Source organism: Mesorhizobium sp. CA15, from assembly GCF_020165215.1.
In the GTDB taxonomy this organism is placed as follows: domain Bacteria; phylum Pseudomonadota; class Alphaproteobacteria; order Rhizobiales; family Rhizobiaceae; genus Mesorhizobium.
The window spans coordinates 21,417-42,156 of the sequence record NZ_JAIUHQ010000024.1; the positions used below are offsets into that span (position 1 = coordinate 21,417).

General features: G+C 63.9%; 23 protein-coding genes. 15 read left to right on the forward strand and 8 right to left on the reverse strand.

Annotation, left to right across the window (positions count from 1 at the left end; translation table 11 throughout):
- Positions 1 to 36: 36 nt before the first annotated feature.
- The 5 genes from LB515_RS25915 to LB515_RS25935 all read right to left on the reverse strand — a co-directional run bounded on the left by LB515_RS25915 (position 37) and on the right by LB515_RS25935 (position 4,207).
- A complete protein-coding gene (locus LB515_RS25915) occupies positions 37 to 768 on the reverse strand; it encodes a CpaD family pilus assembly protein (RefSeq protein ID WP_224523399.1) in 732 nt (243 codons plus the stop codon).
- 14 nt (positions 769 to 782) lie between these two features.
- The gene (locus LB515_RS25920) at positions 783 to 2,318 is read right to left on the reverse strand and encodes a type II and III secretion system protein family protein (protein WP_224709405.1); all 1,536 of its coding nucleotides are present in this window, start codon (positions 2,316 to 2,318) and stop codon (positions 783 to 785) included.
- Positions 2,315 to 3,127, reverse strand: a complete 813-nt coding sequence (cpaB, locus tag LB515_RS25925; RefSeq protein ID WP_224709406.1) for a Flp pilus assembly protein CpaB — start codon at positions 3,125 to 3,127, stop codon at positions 2,315 to 2,317. Before cpaB ends, LB515_RS25920 begins: the two co-directional genes overlap by 4 nt.
- Before the next feature lie 223 nt (positions 3,128 to 3,350).
- Complete coding sequence (locus tag LB515_RS25930; protein ID WP_095765932.1) at positions 3,351 to 3,869, reverse strand: prepilin peptidase; 519 nt, start codon at positions 3,867 to 3,869, stop codon at positions 3,351 to 3,353.
- A 158-nt stretch (positions 3,870 to 4,027) separates the two neighbouring features.
- Positions 4,028 to 4,207 (reverse strand): Flp family type IVb pilin, encoded by a 180-nt coding sequence (locus LB515_RS25935; RefSeq protein ID WP_095765933.1) that lies wholly within the window; start codon positions 4,205 to 4,207, stop codon positions 4,028 to 4,030.
- A 345-nt stretch (positions 4,208 to 4,552) separates the two neighbouring features.
- On the opposite strand from LB515_RS25935, the gene LB515_RS25940 reads away from it, so the two are divergent.
- From LB515_RS25940 to LB515_RS25950, 3 genes are all read left to right on the forward strand, one after another.
- Positions 4,553 to 4,975, forward strand: coding sequence for a pilus assembly protein N-terminal domain-containing protein (locus LB515_RS25940; RefSeq protein ID WP_224602962.1), 423 nt, complete (start codon positions 4,553 to 4,555; stop codon positions 4,973 to 4,975).
- 142 nt (positions 4,976 to 5,117) lie between these two features.
- Positions 5,118 to 5,711, forward strand: coding sequence for a TadE/TadG family type IV pilus assembly protein (locus LB515_RS25945; RefSeq protein WP_411909004.1), 594 nt, complete (start codon positions 5,118 to 5,120; stop codon positions 5,709 to 5,711).
- Between the two features lie 37 nt (positions 5,712 to 5,748).
- Positions 5,749 to 6,366 carry a TadE/TadG family type IV pilus assembly protein gene (locus tag LB515_RS25950; protein WP_224709407.1) on the forward strand — a complete coding sequence of 206 codons (618 nt, stop codon included), beginning with the start codon at positions 5,749 to 5,751 and terminating at the stop codon, positions 6,364 to 6,366.
- Positions 6,367 to 6,369: 3 nt separating this feature from the next.
- Here the strand turns inward: LB515_RS25950 and LB515_RS25955 are convergent, their stop codons facing one another.
- A complete protein-coding gene (locus tag LB515_RS25955; RefSeq protein WP_224709408.1) occupies positions 6,370 to 7,308 on the reverse strand; it encodes a phosphate/phosphite/phosphonate ABC transporter substrate-binding protein in 939 nt (312 codons plus the stop codon).
- 134 nt (positions 7,309 to 7,442) lie between these two features.
- Here LB515_RS25955 and LB515_RS25960 point away from each other — a divergent pair, with 134 nt between their 5' ends.
- From LB515_RS25960 to dnaA, 5 genes are all read left to right on the forward strand, one after another.
- The gene (locus LB515_RS25960) at positions 7,443 to 8,681 is read left to right on the forward strand and encodes a phosphopentomutase (RefSeq protein ID WP_224709409.1); all 1,239 of its coding nucleotides are present in this window, start codon (positions 7,443 to 7,445) and stop codon (positions 8,679 to 8,681) included.
- Positions 8,674 to 9,564 (forward strand): bifunctional DNA-formamidopyrimidine glycosylase/DNA-(apurinic or apyrimidinic site) lyase, encoded by an 891-nt coding sequence (gene mutM, locus LB515_RS25965; RefSeq protein WP_224631216.1) that lies wholly within the window; start codon positions 8,674 to 8,676, stop codon positions 9,562 to 9,564. The genes LB515_RS25960 and mutM overlap by 8 nt, the downstream gene beginning before the upstream one ends.
- 46 nt (positions 9,565 to 9,610) lie before the next feature.
- Complete coding sequence (locus tag LB515_RS25970; protein ID WP_224631217.1) at positions 9,611 to 10,384, forward strand: enoyl-CoA hydratase; 774 nt, start codon at positions 9,611 to 9,613, stop codon at positions 10,382 to 10,384.
- Positions 10,385 to 10,578: 194 nt separating this feature from the next.
- Entirely contained in the window at positions 10,579 to 10,845 is a 267-nt protein-coding gene (gene rpsT, locus LB515_RS25975; RefSeq protein ID WP_095765940.1) for a 30S ribosomal protein S20, read from the forward strand.
- 843 nt (positions 10,846 to 11,688) lie between these two features.
- A complete protein-coding gene (dnaA, locus tag LB515_RS25980; RefSeq protein WP_095765941.1) occupies positions 11,689 to 13,236 on the forward strand; it encodes a chromosomal replication initiator protein DnaA in 1,548 nt (515 codons plus the stop codon).
- On the opposite strand, the gene LB515_RS25985 is transcribed toward dnaA, so the two are convergent.
- Positions 13,220 to 13,438 (reverse strand): hypothetical protein, encoded by a 219-nt coding sequence (locus tag LB515_RS25985; RefSeq protein ID WP_224709410.1) that lies wholly within the window; start codon positions 13,436 to 13,438, stop codon positions 13,220 to 13,222. The two genes, dnaA and LB515_RS25985, sit on opposite strands and share 17 nt — an antisense overlap.
- On the opposite strand from LB515_RS25985, the gene dnaN reads away from it, so the two are divergent.
- The 6 genes from dnaN (at position 13,437) to LB515_RS26015 (ending at position 18,799) form a co-directional block, all read left to right on the forward strand.
- Positions 13,437 to 14,555, forward strand: coding sequence for a DNA polymerase III subunit beta (gene dnaN / locus LB515_RS25990; RefSeq protein ID WP_095765942.1), 1,119 nt, complete (start codon positions 13,437 to 13,439; stop codon positions 14,553 to 14,555). The two genes, LB515_RS25985 and dnaN, sit on opposite strands and share 2 nt — an antisense overlap.
- Positions 14,556 to 14,638: 83 nt before the next feature.
- Complete coding sequence (gene recF / locus LB515_RS25995) at positions 14,639 to 15,799, forward strand: DNA replication/repair protein RecF (RefSeq protein ID WP_224709411.1); 1,161 nt, start codon at positions 14,639 to 14,641, stop codon at positions 15,797 to 15,799.
- A 91-nt stretch (positions 15,800 to 15,890) separates the two neighbouring features.
- Positions 15,891 to 16,646: a molybdopterin-synthase adenylyltransferase MoeB gene (locus LB515_RS26000; RefSeq protein WP_224709412.1), complete on the forward strand. Its 756-nt coding sequence runs from the start codon at positions 15,891 to 15,893 to the stop codon at positions 16,644 to 16,646.
- 4 nt (positions 16,647 to 16,650) lie between these two features.
- Positions 16,651 to 17,139, forward strand: coding sequence for a GNAT family N-acetyltransferase (locus tag LB515_RS26005; RefSeq protein WP_224603045.1), 489 nt, complete (start codon positions 16,651 to 16,653; stop codon positions 17,137 to 17,139).
- A complete protein-coding gene (locus tag LB515_RS26010) occupies positions 17,136 to 18,389 on the forward strand; it encodes an aconitase X (RefSeq protein ID WP_224603047.1) in 1,254 nt (417 codons plus the stop codon). Before LB515_RS26005 ends, LB515_RS26010 begins: the two co-directional genes overlap by 4 nt.
- Positions 18,386 to 18,799 (forward strand): aconitase X swivel domain-containing protein, encoded by a 414-nt coding sequence (locus LB515_RS26015; protein ID WP_224603049.1) that lies wholly within the window; start codon positions 18,386 to 18,388, stop codon positions 18,797 to 18,799. Before LB515_RS26010 ends, LB515_RS26015 begins: the two co-directional genes overlap by 4 nt.
- 7 nt (positions 18,800 to 18,806) lie before the next feature.
- Here the strand turns inward: LB515_RS26015 and LB515_RS26020 are convergent, their stop codons facing one another.
- Complete coding sequence (locus LB515_RS26020; protein ID WP_140546041.1) at positions 18,807 to 19,808, reverse strand: 2-hydroxyacid dehydrogenase; 1,002 nt, start codon at positions 19,806 to 19,808, stop codon at positions 18,807 to 18,809.
- Between the two features lie 270 nt (positions 19,809 to 20,078).
- On the opposite strand from LB515_RS26020, the gene LB515_RS26025 reads away from it, so the two are divergent.
- Positions 20,079 to 20,636 carry an SH3 domain-containing protein gene (locus LB515_RS26025; RefSeq protein ID WP_224709413.1) on the forward strand — a complete coding sequence of 186 codons (558 nt, stop codon included), beginning with the start codon at positions 20,079 to 20,081 and terminating at the stop codon, positions 20,634 to 20,636.
- The last annotated feature ends 104 nt before the right edge of the window (positions 20,637 to 20,740 follow it).

Genomic DNA, 20,740 nt, shown 5'->3' on the forward strand with positions numbered 1-20,740 from the left:
CTTTCCGTGACTGCTTTCTTCGTCGTCCGGCGCAACTCAGTAGGTTACTTCCGAATTGGCGAGGAACTCGTCCGAGATGCCCCTGCTCCGATAGATATCGATCACCGCGCCGCGATTTTCGGCGTCGATGTCGGACTGTTTGCGCGGCCCGATCAGATCGTTGGGATTGGCGATTTGAGCCGCGAGGTTGTTCTGATAGGAGCAGCCGAAGTCGGCGTAGTGCTTGTTCTGCGACGTCTCCAGGATGTCCTCGGGCCAACGCCCGCATTTGTCGGTCTGGGCCCTCACCGCGACGAAGGCGACGCGCACCGGCGCTGACGCCTCCGGCACCGCCGACTGATAGGATGTCATGACGATACGGTTGCGCTTGACGCCTGCTGCCATGGCGAGCCTGGCAAAATCGCGACCGGCGGCACGGGCGGCAAGCTCATTGGCGGACCCGGCCGGCATCGCGATCGTCAGCGCCGGCGCGGCGCTCTTGTCGTAGCGGTCGAGAAAACCGAGCAGCGTATCGCGCTGCGCACCGGTCATGCCGCGATCACCGGCGCCGACCGGCAGGTCGATCTTCTGGTTCTTCTCGGCAATGACGATCGGATGGGTCGTGCGGTAGTCGTCCGGGATCGACCCGACGGTTACGCTGTCGCGGTTGGCGCAACCTGCGAGCGACGCGGCAAGCATGACCGCCAATGCCGGGACCACCTGCCGACCGATCCTTGCGATACCGGATGCTGTCCGGACCGTCATGACCTTCGATGCTGACTTGGACATATCCGCATTCCCACTCATTTGTAGATGAAGCCCACGACACCGTGGTAGCGGCCGGCCGGCCTGTCGGTCTGCATGGTGCCGTAGACGCGGTTGACGCGGCCGAGAAACATGCCGGCGCCGTCGCTTGCCGCATTGAAGTTGTCGTCCGGCTTGGCCAGATCGTTGCGCGCCACCGGCCGCGTCAGATAGGGCGTGATGATGATGATGAGCTCGCTCTCGTTGCGCACAAAATCGCGGCTGCGGAACAGCGTGCCGAGGACGGGGATCTTGCCCAAGCCAGGGAACTGGCTGATAGCCTGGCGAACATCGTCGCGGACAAGGCCTGCGATCATCATCGAGCCGCCCGAAGGGAGCTCGACGGTGGTGTCGGCGAGACGCTTGCGAATAGAGAGAATGTTCGCGGCGGGAACGTTCTTTGAGCCGGTCGAAAATGCGGCGGAGCCTTCGGTCGTCGGCTCGGAAACCGCCGTCCGGACCTTCAGGCTGATGCGACCGGCGGACAGGACGACCGGTTGAAATTCCAGTCCGATGCCGTAATCGACCTTGTCGAGCTGGTACGTCAGCTTCGCAGGAATGCCTTTGGTGATGTCAGGATCGGTAATGGCCTGGCTGGAGACAATATTGTACTCGCCACCAACCTTGAATGTGGCTTTCTCGCCTGAAACTGCCGTCAAAGTCGGCTCGGCGAGCGTCTTCATCACCCCCGACTGTTCCATGGCGTTGACATAGGCCTGCAGCGAGGACGAGCCGATGTTAAATCCCGAATTGCTGAGGGGCTTGCCGAGCCCCATCGGGTTGTCGCCTGTCGACATCCAGCTGATGCCGTTGCTCTCGCCGCTGCCAAACATGTTGACGCCGAGCTGCTTCATCACCGAGCGGCTGACTTCGGCGACGGTCACCTTGAGCGTCACCTGGTCGTCGCCGATGATCTGCAAGAGGTTGACGATCTTGGAGGTCCGGCGCTCCTGGTCGGGATTGTTTATGTCGACGCCGCCATTGACCGAGCCGCCGGCGGCGGTCTGCGAATATTGGCCCGTCGTCGCTTCACCGCCGGACACGAAGATGGTGGCCAGGTCGACGGCACGCTTGGAATCGAGCGGCGTGTCGACCATGCCCGTCAGCACGACGTTGTCATTGAGAAGCTCGACCTTGATCTGCGAGGACGGGATGAAGCGCTTGAGATAGTCTTCCAGCCCTGCGACGTCGCGCTCGACGGCCAGATCCAGGCTGACGATCTGCTCGCCATTGGGGCCGAAGACGAAGATGTTGGTCTCGCCGACCGTCTTGCCGAACAGGTAGATGCGCCGCGCGGTGCGCGTCACGGCATCGGCAACCGCCGGATTGGCGACGAGGATATCATAGGCGTCGCTCGGCAAGTCGATGACAACGGATTTGTTGAGGCCGAGCTTGACGCGCTGCGTGGCAACGGAAGCCGACACGCCGGCTCCCGCGGCTTTGGCTTCGACCAGCCCCGGGGCGCCGGTGCCGAGCACGAAAAAAGCGATCGCCGCGGCGGCCAGGAAGGGCAGCAGTTTACCGTTCAGCCTCATTTCCTTGCTCCCACCTCGGAAACCTCGCCGGACTTGATCAGCCGCACGGTTCCGCGTCGGCCGTTGCCGTTGACCAGATAGTCGGCCTCGCCCGTATTCTTTTCATGGATGTCGGTGATCGGGCGCAGCGCCAGCGTCAGGCGGTCGGCCATCTGCTGCGCCACTGTGATGATTTCCGCCTGCTGCGGCGTCAGCTCCAGCGTCGCGGTCTGGCCGACTCTGGTCTTCTTGCCTTCCTCGTCTTCCTGGATGGTCTGGTCGATGGCCAGCACGCGGATGTTCTTGAGGATCGTCTCGGTGTTGAAGCCGCTGCCGCCGTTGCCGGTGTCGGAGCGGCGGGTCATGATGACGTCGACGAAGTCGTTGGGCAGGATGAAGCCGCCGGCGGACGTGTCGGCCGATATCGCGGTCGCGACGGCGCGCATGCCGGAAGGCAGGATCGACGACATGAAGCTCTGCCCCTCGCCGACCAGCTTGGAGCGCCGCAACGGCTCGCCGGTATACAAGGCTACGCGGGCGACCGAGCCCTTGAGCTTTTCGATCGCGTCAGGCTCGGCGGCGCGCGTGATGAAATTGGCGTTGACGCCATCGGCCGGCCATTCTTCCCAGCTGATGTTGTTGCCGAGCTGGCTGCCCATTGACACGTCACCGGAAAGCACCAGCACGTCCTGCAATGCGATCGCCGGCTGCTTGGGCGCATCGACAATGACCTGAGGCGGCGGCGCTACGACCATGTTCTTCGCCACGTAGCCCGCGCCACCCGCCGCGACCGCAGCCACGCCCAGAATAATCAATCGGGATGCTGGCATTCGTCCGAAACCCTTCGCCTCGTGGCAAACCACCTCGCCAGGCCGGACTTTGCAGCTGCAATCGTCAAAACAAGGTTAATGTAATGCTTACGATCGTGATTAATTTAAGGTTTACTCAAATTGGATTAAACGGTGCGCCGTTAACAGAAAAAGCGGCCGGGGCCGCCTTCCGATTCTGATAAAAGGCGGCCGCCTGGGATCGCCCACGCCGAGATCGCCGGGCCTATGTCGTGAGCCTCTCCAGCGCCCAGACCATCAGCGGCGAATCCGGGAAAGTGATCAGTCCGCCGGCGCCAAGCGCGATGCCATATGGGATGCCAACATTCTCGTCCGCGAAATGGCGCAGAAATCGGCTGTGGCCGGTGTACGTGACGAGCGGCGATTTCCGGTAGGCAAGGATTGCGAGGGTAAGCAGACCGCCGATGAAAGCCGACGTCACCAGATAGCCGACCAGGTTGATGTTGAGGCCCATCCACAGAGCGGTCGCGGCCAGAAGCTTGGCGTCGCCGCCGCCCATGCCGCCGAGCGCAAAAAGGCCGAAGGTCGTGGCAAGCACGAGGGCGCCGGCGGCGAAATGCCAGCCATAGGTTGCCCAGTCCATACCGGCGAGCGGCGCAACAAGCGCGAATGTCGCCACCAACAGCACGGGAACGCGGTTGGCGATCGTCATCGACAGCGTGTCCGAGATCGCAGCAAACAGCATGCAGAAAGGAAAAACGACGAAGATCACGGCTTCAAGCATGGATGCGGCCTGCCTGTGGCATGTTTTCAGCGTCATCCTAGGCGCGCTGGATTAACGATCGATGAGGCCGGACGATCAAATCGGCCGACTGCATAAAAAAGGGCCGCCAGCCGGCGGCCCTTTTTCTTTCTGTCGAAAAGGCGCGATACGCAGCCTTATTACGGAGCAGTGGCGCCGTTGAGGGTGGCGGCGATGTTGGCGAACTTGGCGTTCAGCGCGCCGCCGAGCTGGGTAGCACCAACCATGATGGCAAGCGCGATGAGAGCGGCGATCAGACCGTATTCGATGGCGGTCGCGCCGGATTCGTCCTTCACGAAACGTGCGATGAGATTAGACATTCGAGAGCTCCTACTCCACGTGTTACAGCACTACCGTCAACTTCTCTTCCGGGTTGATCGGATGGCGCAAATCTAGGGAGAAGCCGTTTCGATCGGCTTAATAAACAGCCTTACCGATTCCTTTCCGGTGGCGAACGCACTGCGTGGTTAACCGTGGCCTAAACATCGCCAGAGGTCCGAGTTCCCGAGAAACCGGCGCTTGTGCAATATTCCTAAAACAGTAAGCGCCATGGACGCATGGCGCATCGTGCAGGCGATCCTTAATCATGGCGGGCCCGGTTTAACCGTTACTTCACCAATCTCGTTCATGTTCCGTTGAAGAATCTGCCTGCCGGGAGCGCTTCAATGACATTGTCGAGATTGCTGTTTCCAGTCGCCGCGCTGCTGGCAACTGCTGCCTTGGTCATGCCGGCCAGGGCCGGCGCCGGTATTGAAGTCACCATGAACCAGGCCAAGATCGTCAAATTGTCACGCGGGGCCGACACGGTCGTCATCGGCAACCCGGCAATCGCCGATGCCTCCGTGCAGGACGCCTCGACCATCGTTCTCACCGGCAAGGGCTTCGGTGTCACCAATCTGGTCGTGCTCGACTCGGAAGGCAGCCCGATCATCGACGAACAGGTGACCGTCGTGCGACAAGCCGCCTCCTCGGTGCGCATCTACCGACGCGCCGAAGTCCAGACCATGTCCTGCACGCCCTATTGCGAGAGCGCGTTCAAGAGCGAGGCCGAGAAAACTTCCGAAGCCGAAATGAGCGCCGGGCACTGAGCTCTGCGAGGGCGCGAACCCACGGGCATTAAAGACGGCTTAAAGCTTGCCCGACGAATTTAACGATCATCAAAACCGGAACTCAATGGGTTATCGCTAACCTTACCGCCGGTACCGCCAAGGGGATCGGCAGGAAAGCAATATGAGCAAGGATGCCACATCCGGCGGCGGCATGGACAACAAGACGCGGGTCAAAGTCCGCCCCGGCTTCTTCAGCGACAGGCGCGGCAGCACGGCGATGGAATTCGCGATGCTCGCCATCCCGTTCGCGCTTCTCGTCTTCGCCATCCTCGAGAGCTGCATTTCGTTCGCCGGCCAGGAGGTGATGGCCAACGTCGCCGACGATGTCGCCCGCCAGCTGCGGACCGGGCAGTTGCAGAAGACGAACGTCACCGAAGCCTCCATCAAGCAGCTGATCTGCAGCAGGCTTGAGATCATGGTGGCCAAGGACTGCCCGGGATTGCTGGTGGATCTGCGCGAATATCCGAGTTTCGCCGACGCCGCCACGGCGGGCTTCAAGATCGTCAATGGCGATATCGTGCTGGTGCAAGGCACCAACTCGATGAATTTCACGGTGTCGCCCGGACTGGCGGAGTCCATCAACATGTTGCGGGTGTTTTACAAATGGCCGGTGATGACCGATTTCCTGGCCAAGTCGATGGCCAATCTGAAAGACGGCAACACACTGCATTTCGCATCGGTGACCTGGCAGAACGAGCCGTTCGACGACAATTGAGACTGCTCGACGGCTAAGCCGCGGCGTGGAGGACGATATGCATAGTGCGGGGGCACTCCGGGGCATTTCGGCGAAGGTGAAGCAGTTTTGCCGCGATCGCCGCGGCATCGCGGCGATCGAGTTCGCGTTCATCGTGCCGGTGCTCCTGATCATGTATTTCATCACGATGGAGGCCTCGCAGGCCATCGAGACCGGCAAGAAGGTCAGCCGCATCGGCAGCATGGTCGCGGACCTCGTCACGCAGCAGCAGGCCGTCGTGAAGGCTAACCTCGATGCAATGATGAAGATCGGCATATCGACGCTTCGGCCCTACAATCGCTCAAGTCCAACGATCATCATCACCGGCATACAGATATCCGACGAGGCGTCGCCGACAGTGAAGGTGGCGTGGTCGCGCAAGCTGGTGGGCAACACCTACAGCGTCGATGCCAGTCCCGGCGACACCACGACCGTCCCTTCGACGCTGAAAATCCGCAACACTTTCCTGGTCCGCGTGGAAAGCGACCTCGGCTATGTGCCCGTCATCGCCTGGAGCGAGAACAACAACCAGCAGAAGGCGCTTGGATTGTTGTCGACCTTCAGCCACATAAACATGAGCGAGACCTACTATCTCCGGCCTCGCCGGAGCCCAACGATCCCCTGCAGCGACTGCTGACGGTCAGTCCCGGCCGTCGGACGCCTGCCGCACAATGGCCGTGGCCATAGCGTAGTCCTTGGACGCCGCCGGCACAAAGCCACCGGTATGCGCGGCCTCCAGCAGATCGTATATGTCGGGCGTCTGGGACTTGAGATTGGTCAGGAAGACCGTCAGCCGGCGCTTTGCCTCGGGATCGATATCGTTGCGGACGGCGTGCGGGCCGTAGCGCAAGACGCCCGAGGTCCACAACACCCGAAGCGACGCCTCTGGGACGCCGGCAGCCTCCAGCCGCGCGACGGTGCCCCCGGAACGGGTGGATCGGCCGTCGGCATCGGCCGGTTCCCAGCCGAACAGGGCATCCGCTTCGCCGCCGGCGAGCATCGTCTCGGCCGCAGTGGCTGAAGCGGCGCGCGCCAGGAAGGGCGAACCCCGGGTGATGTTGACGCCTTCGGCCGGCAGCGCCGTCAGCGGCAGCAGCGCGCCGCCGGCATTTTCGGCCGGCGCTATCGCGATCCGGTGCGAAGCCATGGCGGCAAGGTCCGCAAGCCGGCCGTCGCGCGTCACCAGGACGGACCGGATGCCGACGGCGCCGTCGGTATCGACCGGCGCCACCAGCGGCTCGACGCAGCCGCAGCGCTCCGAGGCCGTGGCATAGGCGAGAGCGGAATAGATCGCATATTGCACGCGCCCGCTCGCCTGCGCCTCGATCAGCGCCGCGTAGTCGCGCGCAACGACGAACTCGACCGTCATGCCGAGCGCATTGGCATAGGCGTCGGTCAGGCGCGCGAGCCCCGGGACGGTGTTGCCGCCGCCTGGTTCGGCAACGATGCCGATGCGGAACGTGCCGATGTCGCCACGCCAGTCGGCGCGTGCCGGCGAGGAGGCGGCACCTAAGGCCGCGAGAGCGGCCGCGCACATCTTCACGGCTTGCCTTGTCGCGGTTTTGCCGCGCCTTGCCATACCTGCCACGCTCCCGCCCCGCATCCGCGCCTCGCCGCAACTATGGCGCCAAGCCGTTGCAGTTTGGTTTCCGATTTGCCAACGCCGCCGGGGAACCTTATGTCTGGCGATCAAGGCTGACAACAAAGATACCCATGGCGCGCGCGTTCCTGTTCGTTCTCGATTCTTTCGGCATCGGCGGCGCGGCCGACGCCGAACGCTATGGCGATGCCGGCGCCGACACGTTCGGACATATTTTTCAGGCCTGCGCCGATGGTCGTGGAGATCGGCAAGGTTTGCGCAAAGGGCCGCTCGCGGTGCCCAACATGATGTCGCTCGGACTTGGCCGGGCGGCGCAAACCGCGACGGGACTGAAAACCGGCATCGACGCGCCGCCGGTCGCCTCGGCCTTTCATGGAGCCGCACAGGAAGTGTCGAGCGGCAAGGACACGCCCTCCGGCCACTGGGAGATCGCCGGCCTGCCGGTGCGTTTCGACTGGGGCTATTTCCCCGATACGGTGCCCGCCTTTCCGGCCGACCTGACCGACGCCATCATCCGCGAGGGCAAGCTGCCGGGTATCCTCGGCAACTGCCATGCACCCGGAACCGAGATCATCGAGCGGCTCGGCGAAGAGCATATCCGCACCGGCAAGCCGATCTGCTACACGTCGGTCGATTCCGTGCTGCAGATCGCCGCGCATGAGACGCATTTCGGCCTGGAGCGGCTTTATGAGCTTTGCCTCACGGTGCGTCGGCTGGTCGAGCCGCTCAAGATCGGGCGGGTGATCGCTCGGCCATTCGTGGGCGAGACGCCGGCCACGTTCCAGCGCACCCACAATCGCCGCGATTATGCGGTGCCGCCGCCGGAGCCGACCCTGCTCGACCGGCTGACCGGGCGCGGCAACAAGGTCATCGCCGTCGGCAAGATCGGCGACATCTTCGCTCATCGCGGCATTTCGGAAGTGCGCAAGGCCGGCGGCAACATGGCAATGTTCGACAAGGCGCTCGGCGCGATGGACGATGCCGGCGACGGCGACCTGGTTTTTGCCAATTTTGTCGATTTCGATACCGAGTTCGGTCACCGGCGCGACGTCGCCGGCTATGCCGGAGCGCTCGAAGCGTTCGACCGCCGGCTGCCGGAGGCGCTGTCGCGGATAAGGCCTGGCGACCTGCTCATCCTCACGGCCGATCATGGCAACGATCCGACCTGGCGCGGCACCGACCATACGCGCGAACGCATTCCGGTGATCGGTATCGGGGCGGGACTGACGGGCGGCGACATCGGGCTCAGGCCGACCTTCGCCGATATCGGCGAGACCGTCGCGGACCACCTCGGCCTGGCTGCCGGTCGCCACGGAACATCGTTCCTTGCGATGATCGGCGGCCATGCCTGAGCTGCCCGAAGTCGAGACCGTCCGGCGCGGGCTGCAGCCGGTCCTGGAAGGGGCGCGGCTCGTCGAGGTCAAGGCGCGCAGGGCCGACCTTCGCTTTCCTTTCCCCGAACGCTTTTCGGAACGGCTTGCCGGCAAGACCGTTACGGCGCTTGGCCGGCGCGCCAAATACCTGACGATGCATATCGAAAACGGTCCGGTTCTCATCTGCCATCTCGGCATGTCGGGGTCGTTCCGGATCGAAGCCGCGGAAAGCAGCGACGTCCCCGGCGCCTTCCACCACGACCGCTCGAAAAGCGTGGCGCACGACCATGTCGTGTTCGACGTCATCTCTCCGAGGGACGAGCGCTCCCGCGTCATCTTCAACGACCCGCGCCGCTTCGGCTTCATGCTGTTTGCCGAAGGAGCGCCGGACACGCATCCGATGCTGGCGGGGCTCGGCATCGAGCCAACTGGCAACGCGCTTGACGGTCCCCTGCTCGCCTCGCTGTTGAAGGGTCGCAGATCGCCGCTCAAGGCAGCGCTGCTCGACCAGCGGCTGATCGCCGGACTCGGCAACATATACGTGGCTGAGGCCTTGTGGCGCGCCGGCCTCTCGCCGCTGCGCGAAGCCGGCACCATCGCCGGGTCGGCCAAGAAGGCGAAAGAGCAAAGCGCGCGCCTTGCCGAAGCGATCCGCTCGGTCATCGCCGATGCGATCGCCGCCGGCGGCTCCTCGCTGCGCGACTATGTCCAGGCCGACGGGTCGCTCGGCTATTTCCAGCATTCCTTCGCAGTCTACGATCGCGAGGGGGAACCATGCCCGAAGCCGGGCTGCCGCGGCCACATCGAGCGCATCGTGCAAAGCGGCCGCTCGACCTTCTATTGCCGGACCTGTCAGCGGTAAGCTAGGAACGTATCGATCGTCCCACTGCCGCGGAAGGAAGCGAACCATGGCCTATGAAACCGTTATCGTGGAAACACGCGGCAAGGTCGGGCTGATCACGCTGAACCGGCCTAAGGCGCTCAATGCGCTGAATTCGCAGGTCCTTGCGGAGGTCGTGGCGGCCGCGCGCGCGTTCGATGCCGATCCCGAGATCGGCGCGATGGTGCTTACAGGGTCGGAGAAGGCATTTGCCGCCGGCGCCGACATCAAGGAAATGCAGGCGATGTCCTTCGCCGACGCCTACACGCAGGACTTCTTCGTCGGCTGGGAGGAATTCACGCGCACGCGCAAGCCCATCATCGCGGCGGTCGCGGGCTATGCGCTCGGCGGCGGCTGCGAATTGGCCATGATGTGCGACTTCATCATCGCCGGCGACAATGCCAAGTTCGGCCAGCCCGAAATCACGCTCGGCGTCATGCCGGGCATGGGCGGCTCGCAGCGGCTGACCCGCTTCGTCGGCAAGTCGAAAGCGATGGACATGTGCCTGACCGGGCGGATGATGGATGCTGCCGAAGCCGAGCGCAGCGGACTGGTCTCGCGGGTGGTGCCGGTCGCCGAGCTCGCCGAGGAGGCGCTGAAGGCGGCGGCCAAGATCGCCGAGTTCTCGCTGCCGTCGGTGATGATGACCAAGGAGGCCGTCAACCGCGCCTACGAGACGACGCTCGCCGAAGGGCTGCGCTTCGAGCGCCGCCTGTTCCATTCGCTGTTCGCGCTCGACGATCAGAAGGAAGGCATGGCCGCGTTTGTGGAGAAGCGGAAGCCGAATTTCACCAACCGCTAGAGCATGATGCCGAATGACTGAAGGCGGGTCACGACGTGACGCGCTTTCAGTCTCCAAAAAGACCGCCAAGTGGCGTTGACGCGCCGGAAAAGCTGAACTATAAGCCGCACCAACCGAGGCGGCCTGTGGCTGCCCGTTTGTTTTTTGCGCCCTGCGGCACCCGCTGGCGCCCACCAGATCGGAAGAGAGGCATCATGGCCAATACGTCTTCGGCCAAAAAGGCAACGCGTAAGATCGCCCGCCGGGCGGCGATCAACAAGAACCGTCGCTCGCGTGTCCGCACTTATGTGCGCCAGGTCGAAGAGGCGCTGGCCGCCGGCGACAAGGCCGCGGCGGTGGCAGCCTTCAAGGCGGCGGAGCCTGAATTGATGCGCGCCGCCACCAAGGGTGTCGTTCACAAGAACACGGCTTCCCGCAAGGTTTCGCGGCTGGCCCAGCGGGTCAAGACGCTGTCGGCCTGACCGACTATTCCTTACTCCATCGATGTTGAACCCGGTCGCATAGACCGGGTTTTTTTCGTTTGCCGGCAAGTACTTAAAAAAATTGCTCGTGAGCAACGCTCGCGACGTGATTCCAACGCCAGTAATGTTTTGCCGGCATATTCAACGCCGCTGACAGCGGAACGCCCTCCCCGCGGCAACTGCCTAAATTTGCCTGGCAAAAAATCCGCAGTTTTTTCAGAGACTTACAGCCGGTCGTCCACAGCTTGTTCAGCTCAAGGTCGAGCGGCGGGGGAGAAGTAGCTGTCAAGACAATTATTTCAGAATATTTCGTTTCGGGCGACCTTTTTCATATTCGCCGGAAAAGGGTTTGAATCACAATGGCTTTGTCAAAACGTGCCGGCGCAGCTCCCGATTTTGAGCCCCGTCCGGTAACCAGATTCGTTAAAAAACCGTTAGATGTGGCCTTGCCCTATCCACAGCGATTTCGGTAATGTCCATCCATCGAAGGGACGGGCTCTAGCCCCTGACCCAGCCTGAATCGGCCAGCACAAAATGGCGGAATTCATGACGTGGAGCAATTCCGCGTACGGCTTGGTTTGTCTCTTCGGTGCGGGTAGGGGACTGGCGTAATTGTACATGGCAGTCGATGTCTCGCCGGCGTTTTCGCCGGAGGGTGAGGTATTGACTTGTCTTTGTCGGAGGCCGGCGTGCGGAGCCGGCAGCTGGTCCCTTGCGCGAGTTGCGACGATCGTTGCCGGCGGCGGCAATGGCATCGCGACTGAATGAGGGTCGCCGGACCAAGGATGCAGGAGGCGCATCCCCGGCGGAAAAAGGGTACGAGAAGACAAAGGGACTTTGATCATGCAGAGCGGCATTGAAAGGGAGATAGCGGGCGAGCTCCCATTTCCAGCAACTTTTGTCGGAGGGGGCGACGTGGCGGTATCCAGCGACGCGGAACAGAAGTTCGAACGGGTCAAGGCCCAGCTGAAGGCGCGTCTCGGAGCTGAGGTCTATTCGAGCTGGTTCGGTCGCATGAAGGTCGCCGAGGCTTCCCGCGGCGTCGTTCGCATCTCCGTGCCTACAGCCTTCCTGCGGTCCTGGATCAACGGCCATTACCTCGAGCTTATCGCGGAGCTCTGGCGGCATGAGGATGCGGACGTCCTCAAGATCGAGATCGTCGTGCGCACCGCAACGCGCCAGGGGCGCAATCCTGTCGAGCCCGAGATCGCGCCGGCGCGCAAGATGACCAAGCAGACGCATACCGCGCTTGCCAACGGCACCGCGAGCGCCGGGCGTGTGGAGCAACGGGCGCCGGCGCCCCGCCAGGGCGTGTCAGCGGAACCGGAGTTCCGCCACAATGTGCTGGGGTCGCCGCTTGACCCGCGTTACACATTCTCCTCCTTCATCGAAGGGCCGTCGAACAGGGTGGCCTTCGCAGCGGCCAGGGCGGTGGCGGAATCGCAGTCGAGCGCGGTGCGTTTCAACCCGCTTTTCCTGCACGCGACCGTCGGGCTCGGCAAGACGCACCTCCTGCAAGCGATCGCCGCGGAATCGCTGCGGCAAAACCCGAAGTCGCGGGTCGTCTACCTGACGGCGGAATATTTCATGTGGCGCTTCGCCACCGCGATCCGCGACAACAACGCGCTGACGCTGAAGGAGCAGCTGCGCGATATCGATCTCTTGATCATCGACGACATGCAGTTCTTGCAGGGCAAGTCGATCCAGCACGAATTCTGCCATCTCATCAATATGCTGCTCGACAGCGCCAAGCAGGTGGTGGTCGCGGCCGACCGGCCGCCCTCGGAACTGGAATCGCTGGAGCCGCGCGTGCGTTCGCGCCTCAATGGCGGCGTGGCGCTGGAAATGTCGGCGCCGGATTTCGCCATGCGGCTCGGCATGCTGAAACTGCGCCGCGCCAGCACCAAGACCGATGACACCTCGCTGGATATCTCGGACGAGATCCTGGAGCATGTCGCGCGCACGGTGACCGGCAGCGGGCGCGAGCTCGAAGGCGCCTTCAACCAGCTTCTGTTCCGCCAGTCCTTCGAGCCGCAGATCACCATCGACCGCATCGACGAGATCCTCGGCCACATCTACCGCTCCGGCGAGCCGAAGCGGGTGCGCATCGAGGACATCCAGCGCATCGTGGCGCGCCACTACAACGTGTCGAAGACCGAGCTTCTGTCCAATCGGCGCACGCGCACGATCGTCAAGCCGCGGCAAGTTGCGATGTATCTGTCGAAAGTGATGACACCGCGCTCATTGCCGGAGATCGGGCGGCGGTTCGGCGGCCGCGACCACACGACCGTGCTGCATGCCGTGCGTAAGATCGAGGACCTTTCGGGCGGGGACAACACGCTGGCGCAGGAACTGGAACTGCTCAGAAGGCTGATCAACGACCAAGCCTGAAGGAGCGCACAAACAGCCGGCGGCACGCTTCGCCGGCTTTATCCCCAGAAAGCCCGCGCTGCCGGTCGGAACCGGTGCCGCGGGCTTGCCTTTGCAGGCTTTTTACTGTCAGCTTACGGAGATTCTGGAAGCCTTTCAGAGCTTTCACGGGATGCCGCCTGCCGGTGACCTGTTCATTCTTGAAGCGAGCCTGTTTCGTCATGCGTGTTATCCTGGAACGGTCAAATCTCTTGAAGTCCCTCAACCACGTCCATCGCGTGGTCGAGCGGCGCAACACCATACCGATCCTGTCCAACGTGCTGCTCAGCGCCGAGGGCGCCAGCCTCGAGATGAAGGCGACCGACCTCGACCTCGAAGTGACGGAGGCGACGCCCGCCAAAGTCGAGCGCGGCGGCGCGACGACGGTGCCGGCGCATCTGCTCTACGACATCGTGCGCAAGCTTTCCGACGGCGCAGAGGTAATGCTGAAGACGGACGAGGACGGCAATGCGATGACCGTCACCTCCGGCCGTTCGAGCTTTCGCCTGCAGTGCCTGCCGCAATCCGACTTCCCGGAGCTTTCGGCCGGTTCGTTCTCGCATATCTTCCGGCTGGAATCGGCGGCGCTCAAAGGGCTGATCGACAAGACGCAATTCGCCATCTCCACCGAAGAGACGCGCTATTATCTCAATGGCATCTTCCTGCACACGCATGAGGTCGGCGGCAAATTGAAGCTGCGCTCGGTGGCGACCGACGGGCATCGCCTGGCGCGGGCCGAGATCGACGCGCCGGCAGGCTCCGAAGGCATGCCCGGCATCATCATTCCGCGCAAGACGGTGAGCGAGCTGCAGAAGCTGGTCGACGATCCCGACGTGGCGGTGACCACGGAGCTGTCGGACACCAAGATCCGCTTCACCATCGGCAGCGTCGTTTTGACCTCGAAGCTGATCGACGGCACCTTCCCCGATTATCAGCGCGTTATCCCGACCGGCAACGACAAGAAGCTGATCATCGACCGGCAGAGCTTCGCTGCGGCGGTAGACCGCGTTTCGACCATTTCCTCCGAACGCGGCCGGGCGGTGAAGCTTTCGATCAATGACGGCCAGGTGACGCTCGCAGTCAACAATCCGGATTCGGGCAGCGCCACCGAGGAACTGGCGGCCGACTACTCGTCGGACCCGATCGAGATCGGCTTCAACGCCAAATATCTGCTCGACGTCGCGGCCCAGCTCACCGGCACGGAGGCGAAATTCATGCTGGCCGATGCCGGCTCGCCGACGCTGATCCACGATATGGCCGACGAAACGGCCCTCTACGTGCTGATGCCGATGCGGGTCTAGGCTCAGTCACCTTGACGCAATTCCGGACGGAAAACCGCTGTGCACTTTTCCTGGAATTGCTCTGACGGACCCGGTGTGTTGCCGTGAACCCGGATGCGAGACAACTTCGTCAGCAAAGCTATGTAAGTAAGCTTATACTTACGAATTTTCGCAATTACGCGACGCTGTCGCTCGAGCTCGCGCCCGGCGCGGTGGTGCTGTCAGGCGACAATGGCGCCGGCAAGACCAATCTCCTGGAAGCGATCTCGTTGCTGACGCCGGGCCGCGGCCTGCGCCGCGCGCCCTATGGCGATGTGGCGCGCGAAGGCGGCGATGGCGGCTTCGCCTTGCATGCGCGCATCGAGGGGCCGGAAGGCCAGGTCGAGATCGGAACCGGAATTTCCGGCGGAGACGCCGCCGGCGAAGGCGGCAGGAAGGTGCGGATCAACGGCGCGCCGGCGCGATCGGCCGAGGATATGCTGGAATGGCTGCGGGTCGTGTGGCTGACACCGGCGATGGACGGGCTGTTTCCAGGGCCGGCGGCGGACCGCCGCCGCTTCCTCGACCGGCTGGTGCTGGCGATTGATCCTGGCCATGGCCAGCGCGCGCTCGACTATGAGAAAGCCATGCGCGGCCGTAACCGATTGCTTACCGAAGGCTCCCGCGACGGCGCCTGGTTCGACGCGATCGAGACGCAGATGGCCGAGACCGGGGTGGCGATCGCCGCGGCGCGGGCCGAGCTGGTGCGGCTGCTTTCCGCCATGATCGACAGATTGCCTGGCAGCGGACCGTTTCCGCAGGCCGACATCAGCCTTGCCGGCGACCTGGAGAGCGAGGTTGCCGTCGCGCCGGCCGTCGATGTCGAGGAGCGCTTCCGCCGCACGCTTGCCAATGGCCGCGAGCGCGATCGCGCCGCCGGCCGCACGCTGGACGGCCCGCATCGTTCCGATCTCGTGGTGCGGCACCGGCCGAAGTCGATGCCGGCCGAGCTTTGCTCGACCGGCGAGCAGAAGGCGCTGCTGGTCGGCATCGTGCTGTCGCATGCCAGGCTGACCGGCGAGATGTCGGGACTGACGCCGATCCTTCTGCTGGACGAGATCGCCGCGCATCTCGACGCGGGCCGGCGCGCGGCGCTGTTTTCCATCCTGGAAGAGCTGAACTGCCAGGCCTTCATGACCGGCACCGATGCCGCCTTGTTCTCCAGCCTTGCCGGCCGGGCGCAGTTCCTGACCGTCGATCACGGCAACGTCGAGCCGACCGGCTGACCTTTGAAGCGAGTTCTGCACCTGCGTATACGCGACAAGGCCGCGCCTTGCGCTTACTGACAAGGCCTCGCCACGGCGATATGGTCCAGCCATGACCGATGCCGCGCTGACCGACGAAGAGCTCGAACGCTATGCCCGCCACATCGTGCTGCCGGAGATCGGCGGGCCGGGCCAGCAGAAGCTGAAACGGGCACGGGTGCTGGTGATCGGTGCCGGCGGGCTCGGCGCGCCGGTGCTCGAATATCTTGCCGCCGCCGGCGTCGGCACACTCGGCATCGTCGATGACGACACCGTCTCCTTGTCCAACCTGCAACGGCAGGTGATCCATGGCAGCGACAGGGTCGGCATGGCCAAGACCGACAGCGCGCGGGAAGCGATCATGCGCATCAACCCCAACGTCACGGTGGAATCGCATCGCCTGAGGTTGACGGAGGAGAATGCCCCTGCCCTCGTCGCCCACTACGATATCGTCGTCGACGGCTCCGATAATTTCGAAACGCGCTACGCGGTCGCCGATGCCTGCGCGGACGAGAAGAAACCCCTCGTCACGGCGGCCGTCGGGCGCTTCGACGGCTCGGTGACGGTGCTGAAGCCGTTCGAGGCTGGCGCCGACGGCAAGCGCAATCCGAGCTATCGCGACCTGTTTCCGGAAGCGCCGCCCGAAGGGCTGGTGCCGTCCTGCGCCGTTGCCGGCATCCTCGGCGCGCTGACGGGCGTCATCGGCACGCTGGAGGCGATGGAAGCGATCAAGCTGATTACCGGCATAGGCGAGCCGCTGATAGGCCGGCTGCTGCTCTATGACGGGCTCACGGCCCGCTTCGACACCATCCGCTACAAGGCCGTCTGAGCGCATGGACCAGAACGTCGGCATCTCCATAACCGGCCTTCCAGCGGATTTCGATCGGTGGGACGACCTGCTCGCGCTGATCCGGCGCGCCTTTGCCTATATGGACGGCGTCATCGACCCGCCCTCCTCGGCGCATCTTTTGACCGCCGAGGCGCTTGCCGCGAAGGCGAAGCGGGAGACCGGGTTTCTGGCCGTCGAGAATGGCCGCATCGTCGGCTGCGTCTTCGCGCTGGAACGGGCGCGGGATTTCTATGTCGGCAAGCTAGCGGTCGAGGCGCGGCTCCAGGGCCAAGGCATCGGAACCCGGCTGATGCGGGCGGTCGAGGATCTCGCCCACGAACGCGGCAAGGATGCGATCGAGCTGCAGACCCGCATCGAACTGACGACAAACCATGCAGCCTTCGCCCGGCTCGGCTTTCGCGAGACCGCGCGCACGGCGCATGAGGGCTATGACAGGCCGACCTCCATCACCATGCGCAAGGTGCTGTCTTGAGCCTTTCGCTCAGCCCGCAAGAACAGGCGATCGCCTCCAAGCAGGACGGCGCGGGCATGGCGATGCGCATCCTCGCCGAAAGCGCTCGCCTGCTCGGCGCACCGCGGCTGATCCCGATCGCCTCCACCCATATCGATGGCGCGCTGTATCACGGCGATTCCGGCACGCTGTTCGCCGAAAGACTGGTCGAAGGCGGCGCGAAGGTCGCGGTACGCTCGACACTCAATGTGGGGGCACTCGACCTGATGGGTTGTTCGCGTATCCGCCTGAAAGAGCCGCAGCGCGGCATGGCGCGGCGGATGATGGAGGCCTATCGCAAGCTGGGCTGCGAGCAGAGCTGGACCTGCGCCCCCTACCAGGCCGGACACAGGCCCGCGCTGGGCAGCGACGTGGCCTGGGGCGAGTCCAACGCGGTCGTCTTCTGCAATTCGGTGCTGGGCGCGCGGACCAACCGCTATGGCGATTTCCTGGACATTGCCTGCGCCATCACCGGCCGCGCGCCGGATTACGGCCTGCACCGGCCTGACAATCGCCGCGCGCGTCTCGTTTTCGACGTCTCGGGCCTCTCGCCATCCTTCCTTGCCTCGGAGATCGCCTGGCCGGTGCTGGGCAGCCTCTATGGCCGCGAGGTGGGCAATGCGATCGGCGTCGTCACCGGCGTGACGGATAATCCCGGCGAAGACGCGCTGAAAGCCTTCGGCGCGGCGGCCGCATCGTCCGGTGCGGTCGGCCTGTTCCACATTGCCGGCGTGACGCCCGAGGCTCCAGACGCCGAAGCCATTCTGGCCAGGCCGGAGCCGGAAGCGGTGATCCGCGTGACGCCCGACATGGTGGCGACGGCGCGCGCGGGCCTGTCGACCGCGGCCGCGACCAAGACCATCGATGCGGTGGCGATCGGCAGCCCGCATCTGTCGCACGCCGAGTTCGACAACCTGGAGCGGCTGATCGCCGGACGGCGGCTCGCGGTGCCGATCTACGCCTGCACCGGCCGCCATGCGCTTGCCCTGCTGGAGCAGAACGGCCGGCGAAAACGGCTCGAAGCGAGCGGGGTCGTCATCGTCGCCGATACATGTGTGGTGGTGACGCCGATCATGCCGGAGCTCGGCAATGGCGTGCTGATGACCAATTCGGGCAAGTTCGCGCATTACGCGCCGGGCAACACCGGCTATGCGGTGCTCTACGCCTCGCTCGCCGACTGCGTCGAAAGCGCGGTCCTCGGCAAGCCGGTCTTCACGGATATCGCGGCATGAGCGCGAGGGCCGAAATCCTGGTGCCGGGCAAGGCGGGCGAAGGCGACGCGCTGGTGCTGACTGCGCCGATCAGCTTCTGGGGCGGCGTCGACCCCAGGACCGGGCGTATCGCCGACGTTCGCCACCCGCAACATGGCGAAGTCATCGCCGGCCGGGTTCTGTTCCTGCCGGGCACGATCGGCTCGTCATCCGCTTCGGCGGTGCTGATGGAGCTCGTCCACAACGGCCGCGCGCCGGTCGCCCTGGTGCTGCACGAGCCGGACGCCATCCTGCTGCTCGGCCTGATCGTAGCCCGTGAGATGGGCTGGGAAACGCCGATGGCGGTGAGGCTCGAACGCGGCGCGTTCGACAACTACCGCGGAGCCGCCGTCACGGTCGCTTCGGACGGCGCAGTGAGCGCCGCCGTCTAAAGCTTTTTCAGGTCCTGAGCGGCAGGACACGATCCGGCGGACGGTGGCCATCGAAGAAGGCGCGGATGTTGATGATCACCTTCTCGCCCATGTCGATGCGGCCCTCGAGCGTGGCCGAGCCCATATGCGGCAACAGCACCACCTTGCCCTTGGCGGCGAGCTTCAACAGCTTGCTGTTCAGCGCCGGCTCATGCTCGTAGACGTCGAGGCCGGCGCCGGCGATCTTGCCGTCATGGATGAGCTTGATCAGCGATTCCTCGTCGATGATATCGCCGCGCGCGGTGTTGACGAGGTAGGCCGAAGGCTGCATCAGCGCGAGCCGACGGCCGGACAAAAGGTGGAACGTCGCCGGCGTCGACGGGCAATTGACCGAGATGATGTCCATGCGGGCCAGCATCTGGTCGAGGCTTTCCCAGTAGGTCGCCTCCAGTTCCTCCTCGACCGCCGGCAGCACGCGGTGCCGGTTGTGATAGTGGATCGAGAGGCCGAAGGCCTTGGCCCGCCTGGCGACCGCCGTGCCGATGCGGCCCATGCCAACGATGCCGAGACGTTTGCCCCAGATGCGCCGGCCGAGCATCCAGGTTGGCGACCAGCCGGCCCATTTCTTGTCACCCGTCAGCACATTGGCGCCTTCGGCCAGCCTGCGCGGCACGGCGAGCATCAGCGCCATGGTCATGTCGGCGGTGTCTTCGGTGAGCACGTTCGGCGTGTTGGTGACGGTGATGCCTTTCTTGGCGGCCGCCGCGACATCGATCTTGTCGACGCCGTTGCCGAAATTCGCGATCAGCTTGAGGTTTTCGCCGGCCTGGGCGATCAGCGCGGCATCGATATGGTCGGTGATGGTGGGGACCAGCACATCGGCTTCCTTGACCGCCGCGACCAGCTCCGGCTGCGTCATCGGCCGGTCCTCGACATTCAGCCTTGCGTCGAACAGCTCGCGCATGCGCGTTTCGACCGGATCGGGCAGCTTGCGCGTGATGACGACGAGGGGCCGTTTTTTGCCTGCCATTTTATCCCCGAAGCTTCTTCGATCAGGATGACGTTTCGTCGAATCGTCATCCTGATCCTACTCTTTGTAGGAGCATGATCTTTTCCGAAAACCGGTTCCCACTTTTCGGGATCATGCTCTCGAAACCGATCTCGTTGAGACCTCTTTAACCAAGACCGGCGAAACTTGCAGCCAGTCGCGGCATCAGTCCACTCCTGTAACAAGCGGTGCCGCCGAAGACAAAGAAAAAGGGGCGCTCATCCGCACGGACCGGCGCCGAAAGGAACGAAAGTGTCTGGTTTCGCGTCACTTCGCCTGGCCTTCAGCGCAGCTATTCTCGGCGCCCTGCTTTGCACGCCGCAGGCATTCGCGCAAAGCGCGGCCGCGCCGGCGCAAACCATAACGCTTGGCCCGAGCGGGCTGCCGCTGCCGCGTTTCGTCAGCCTCAAGCCGGCCCGGGTCAACTCGCGCGTCGGCCCAGGCGCCAACTATTCCGTCAACTGGATGTATCTGAAGGCCGGCCTGCCGATGGAAGTCATCCAGGAATTCGACACATGGCGCCGCGTGCGCGACGCCGACGGCTCGGAAGGCTGGATCAACCAGTCGCTGCTCTCCGGCCGCCGCACCGCGATCGTCGCGCCCTGGCAGCGCGGCAAGGGCGGGCGAATCAACCTGCTCGACGAGCCCGACAAGGATGCCGATGTCGTCGCCATCATCGAGCCGGGCGTGATCGGCTCGATCAAGAAATGCGACGGTCAATGGTGCGAGATGACCTTCGACGGCCACACCGGCTGGATGGCGCAGTCGCAGGTGTGGGGCGCTTATCCCGGCGAGAAGGTCAAGAACTAGGCTGTGTCGATATTCAGGTGAGGCCGGTCTGCGAATGCCGGCTTTCTGCGCTTCCGGTGCTCACGTACTTTAAGTACGCTCCGCTCCGGTTCTCGAAAACCGCC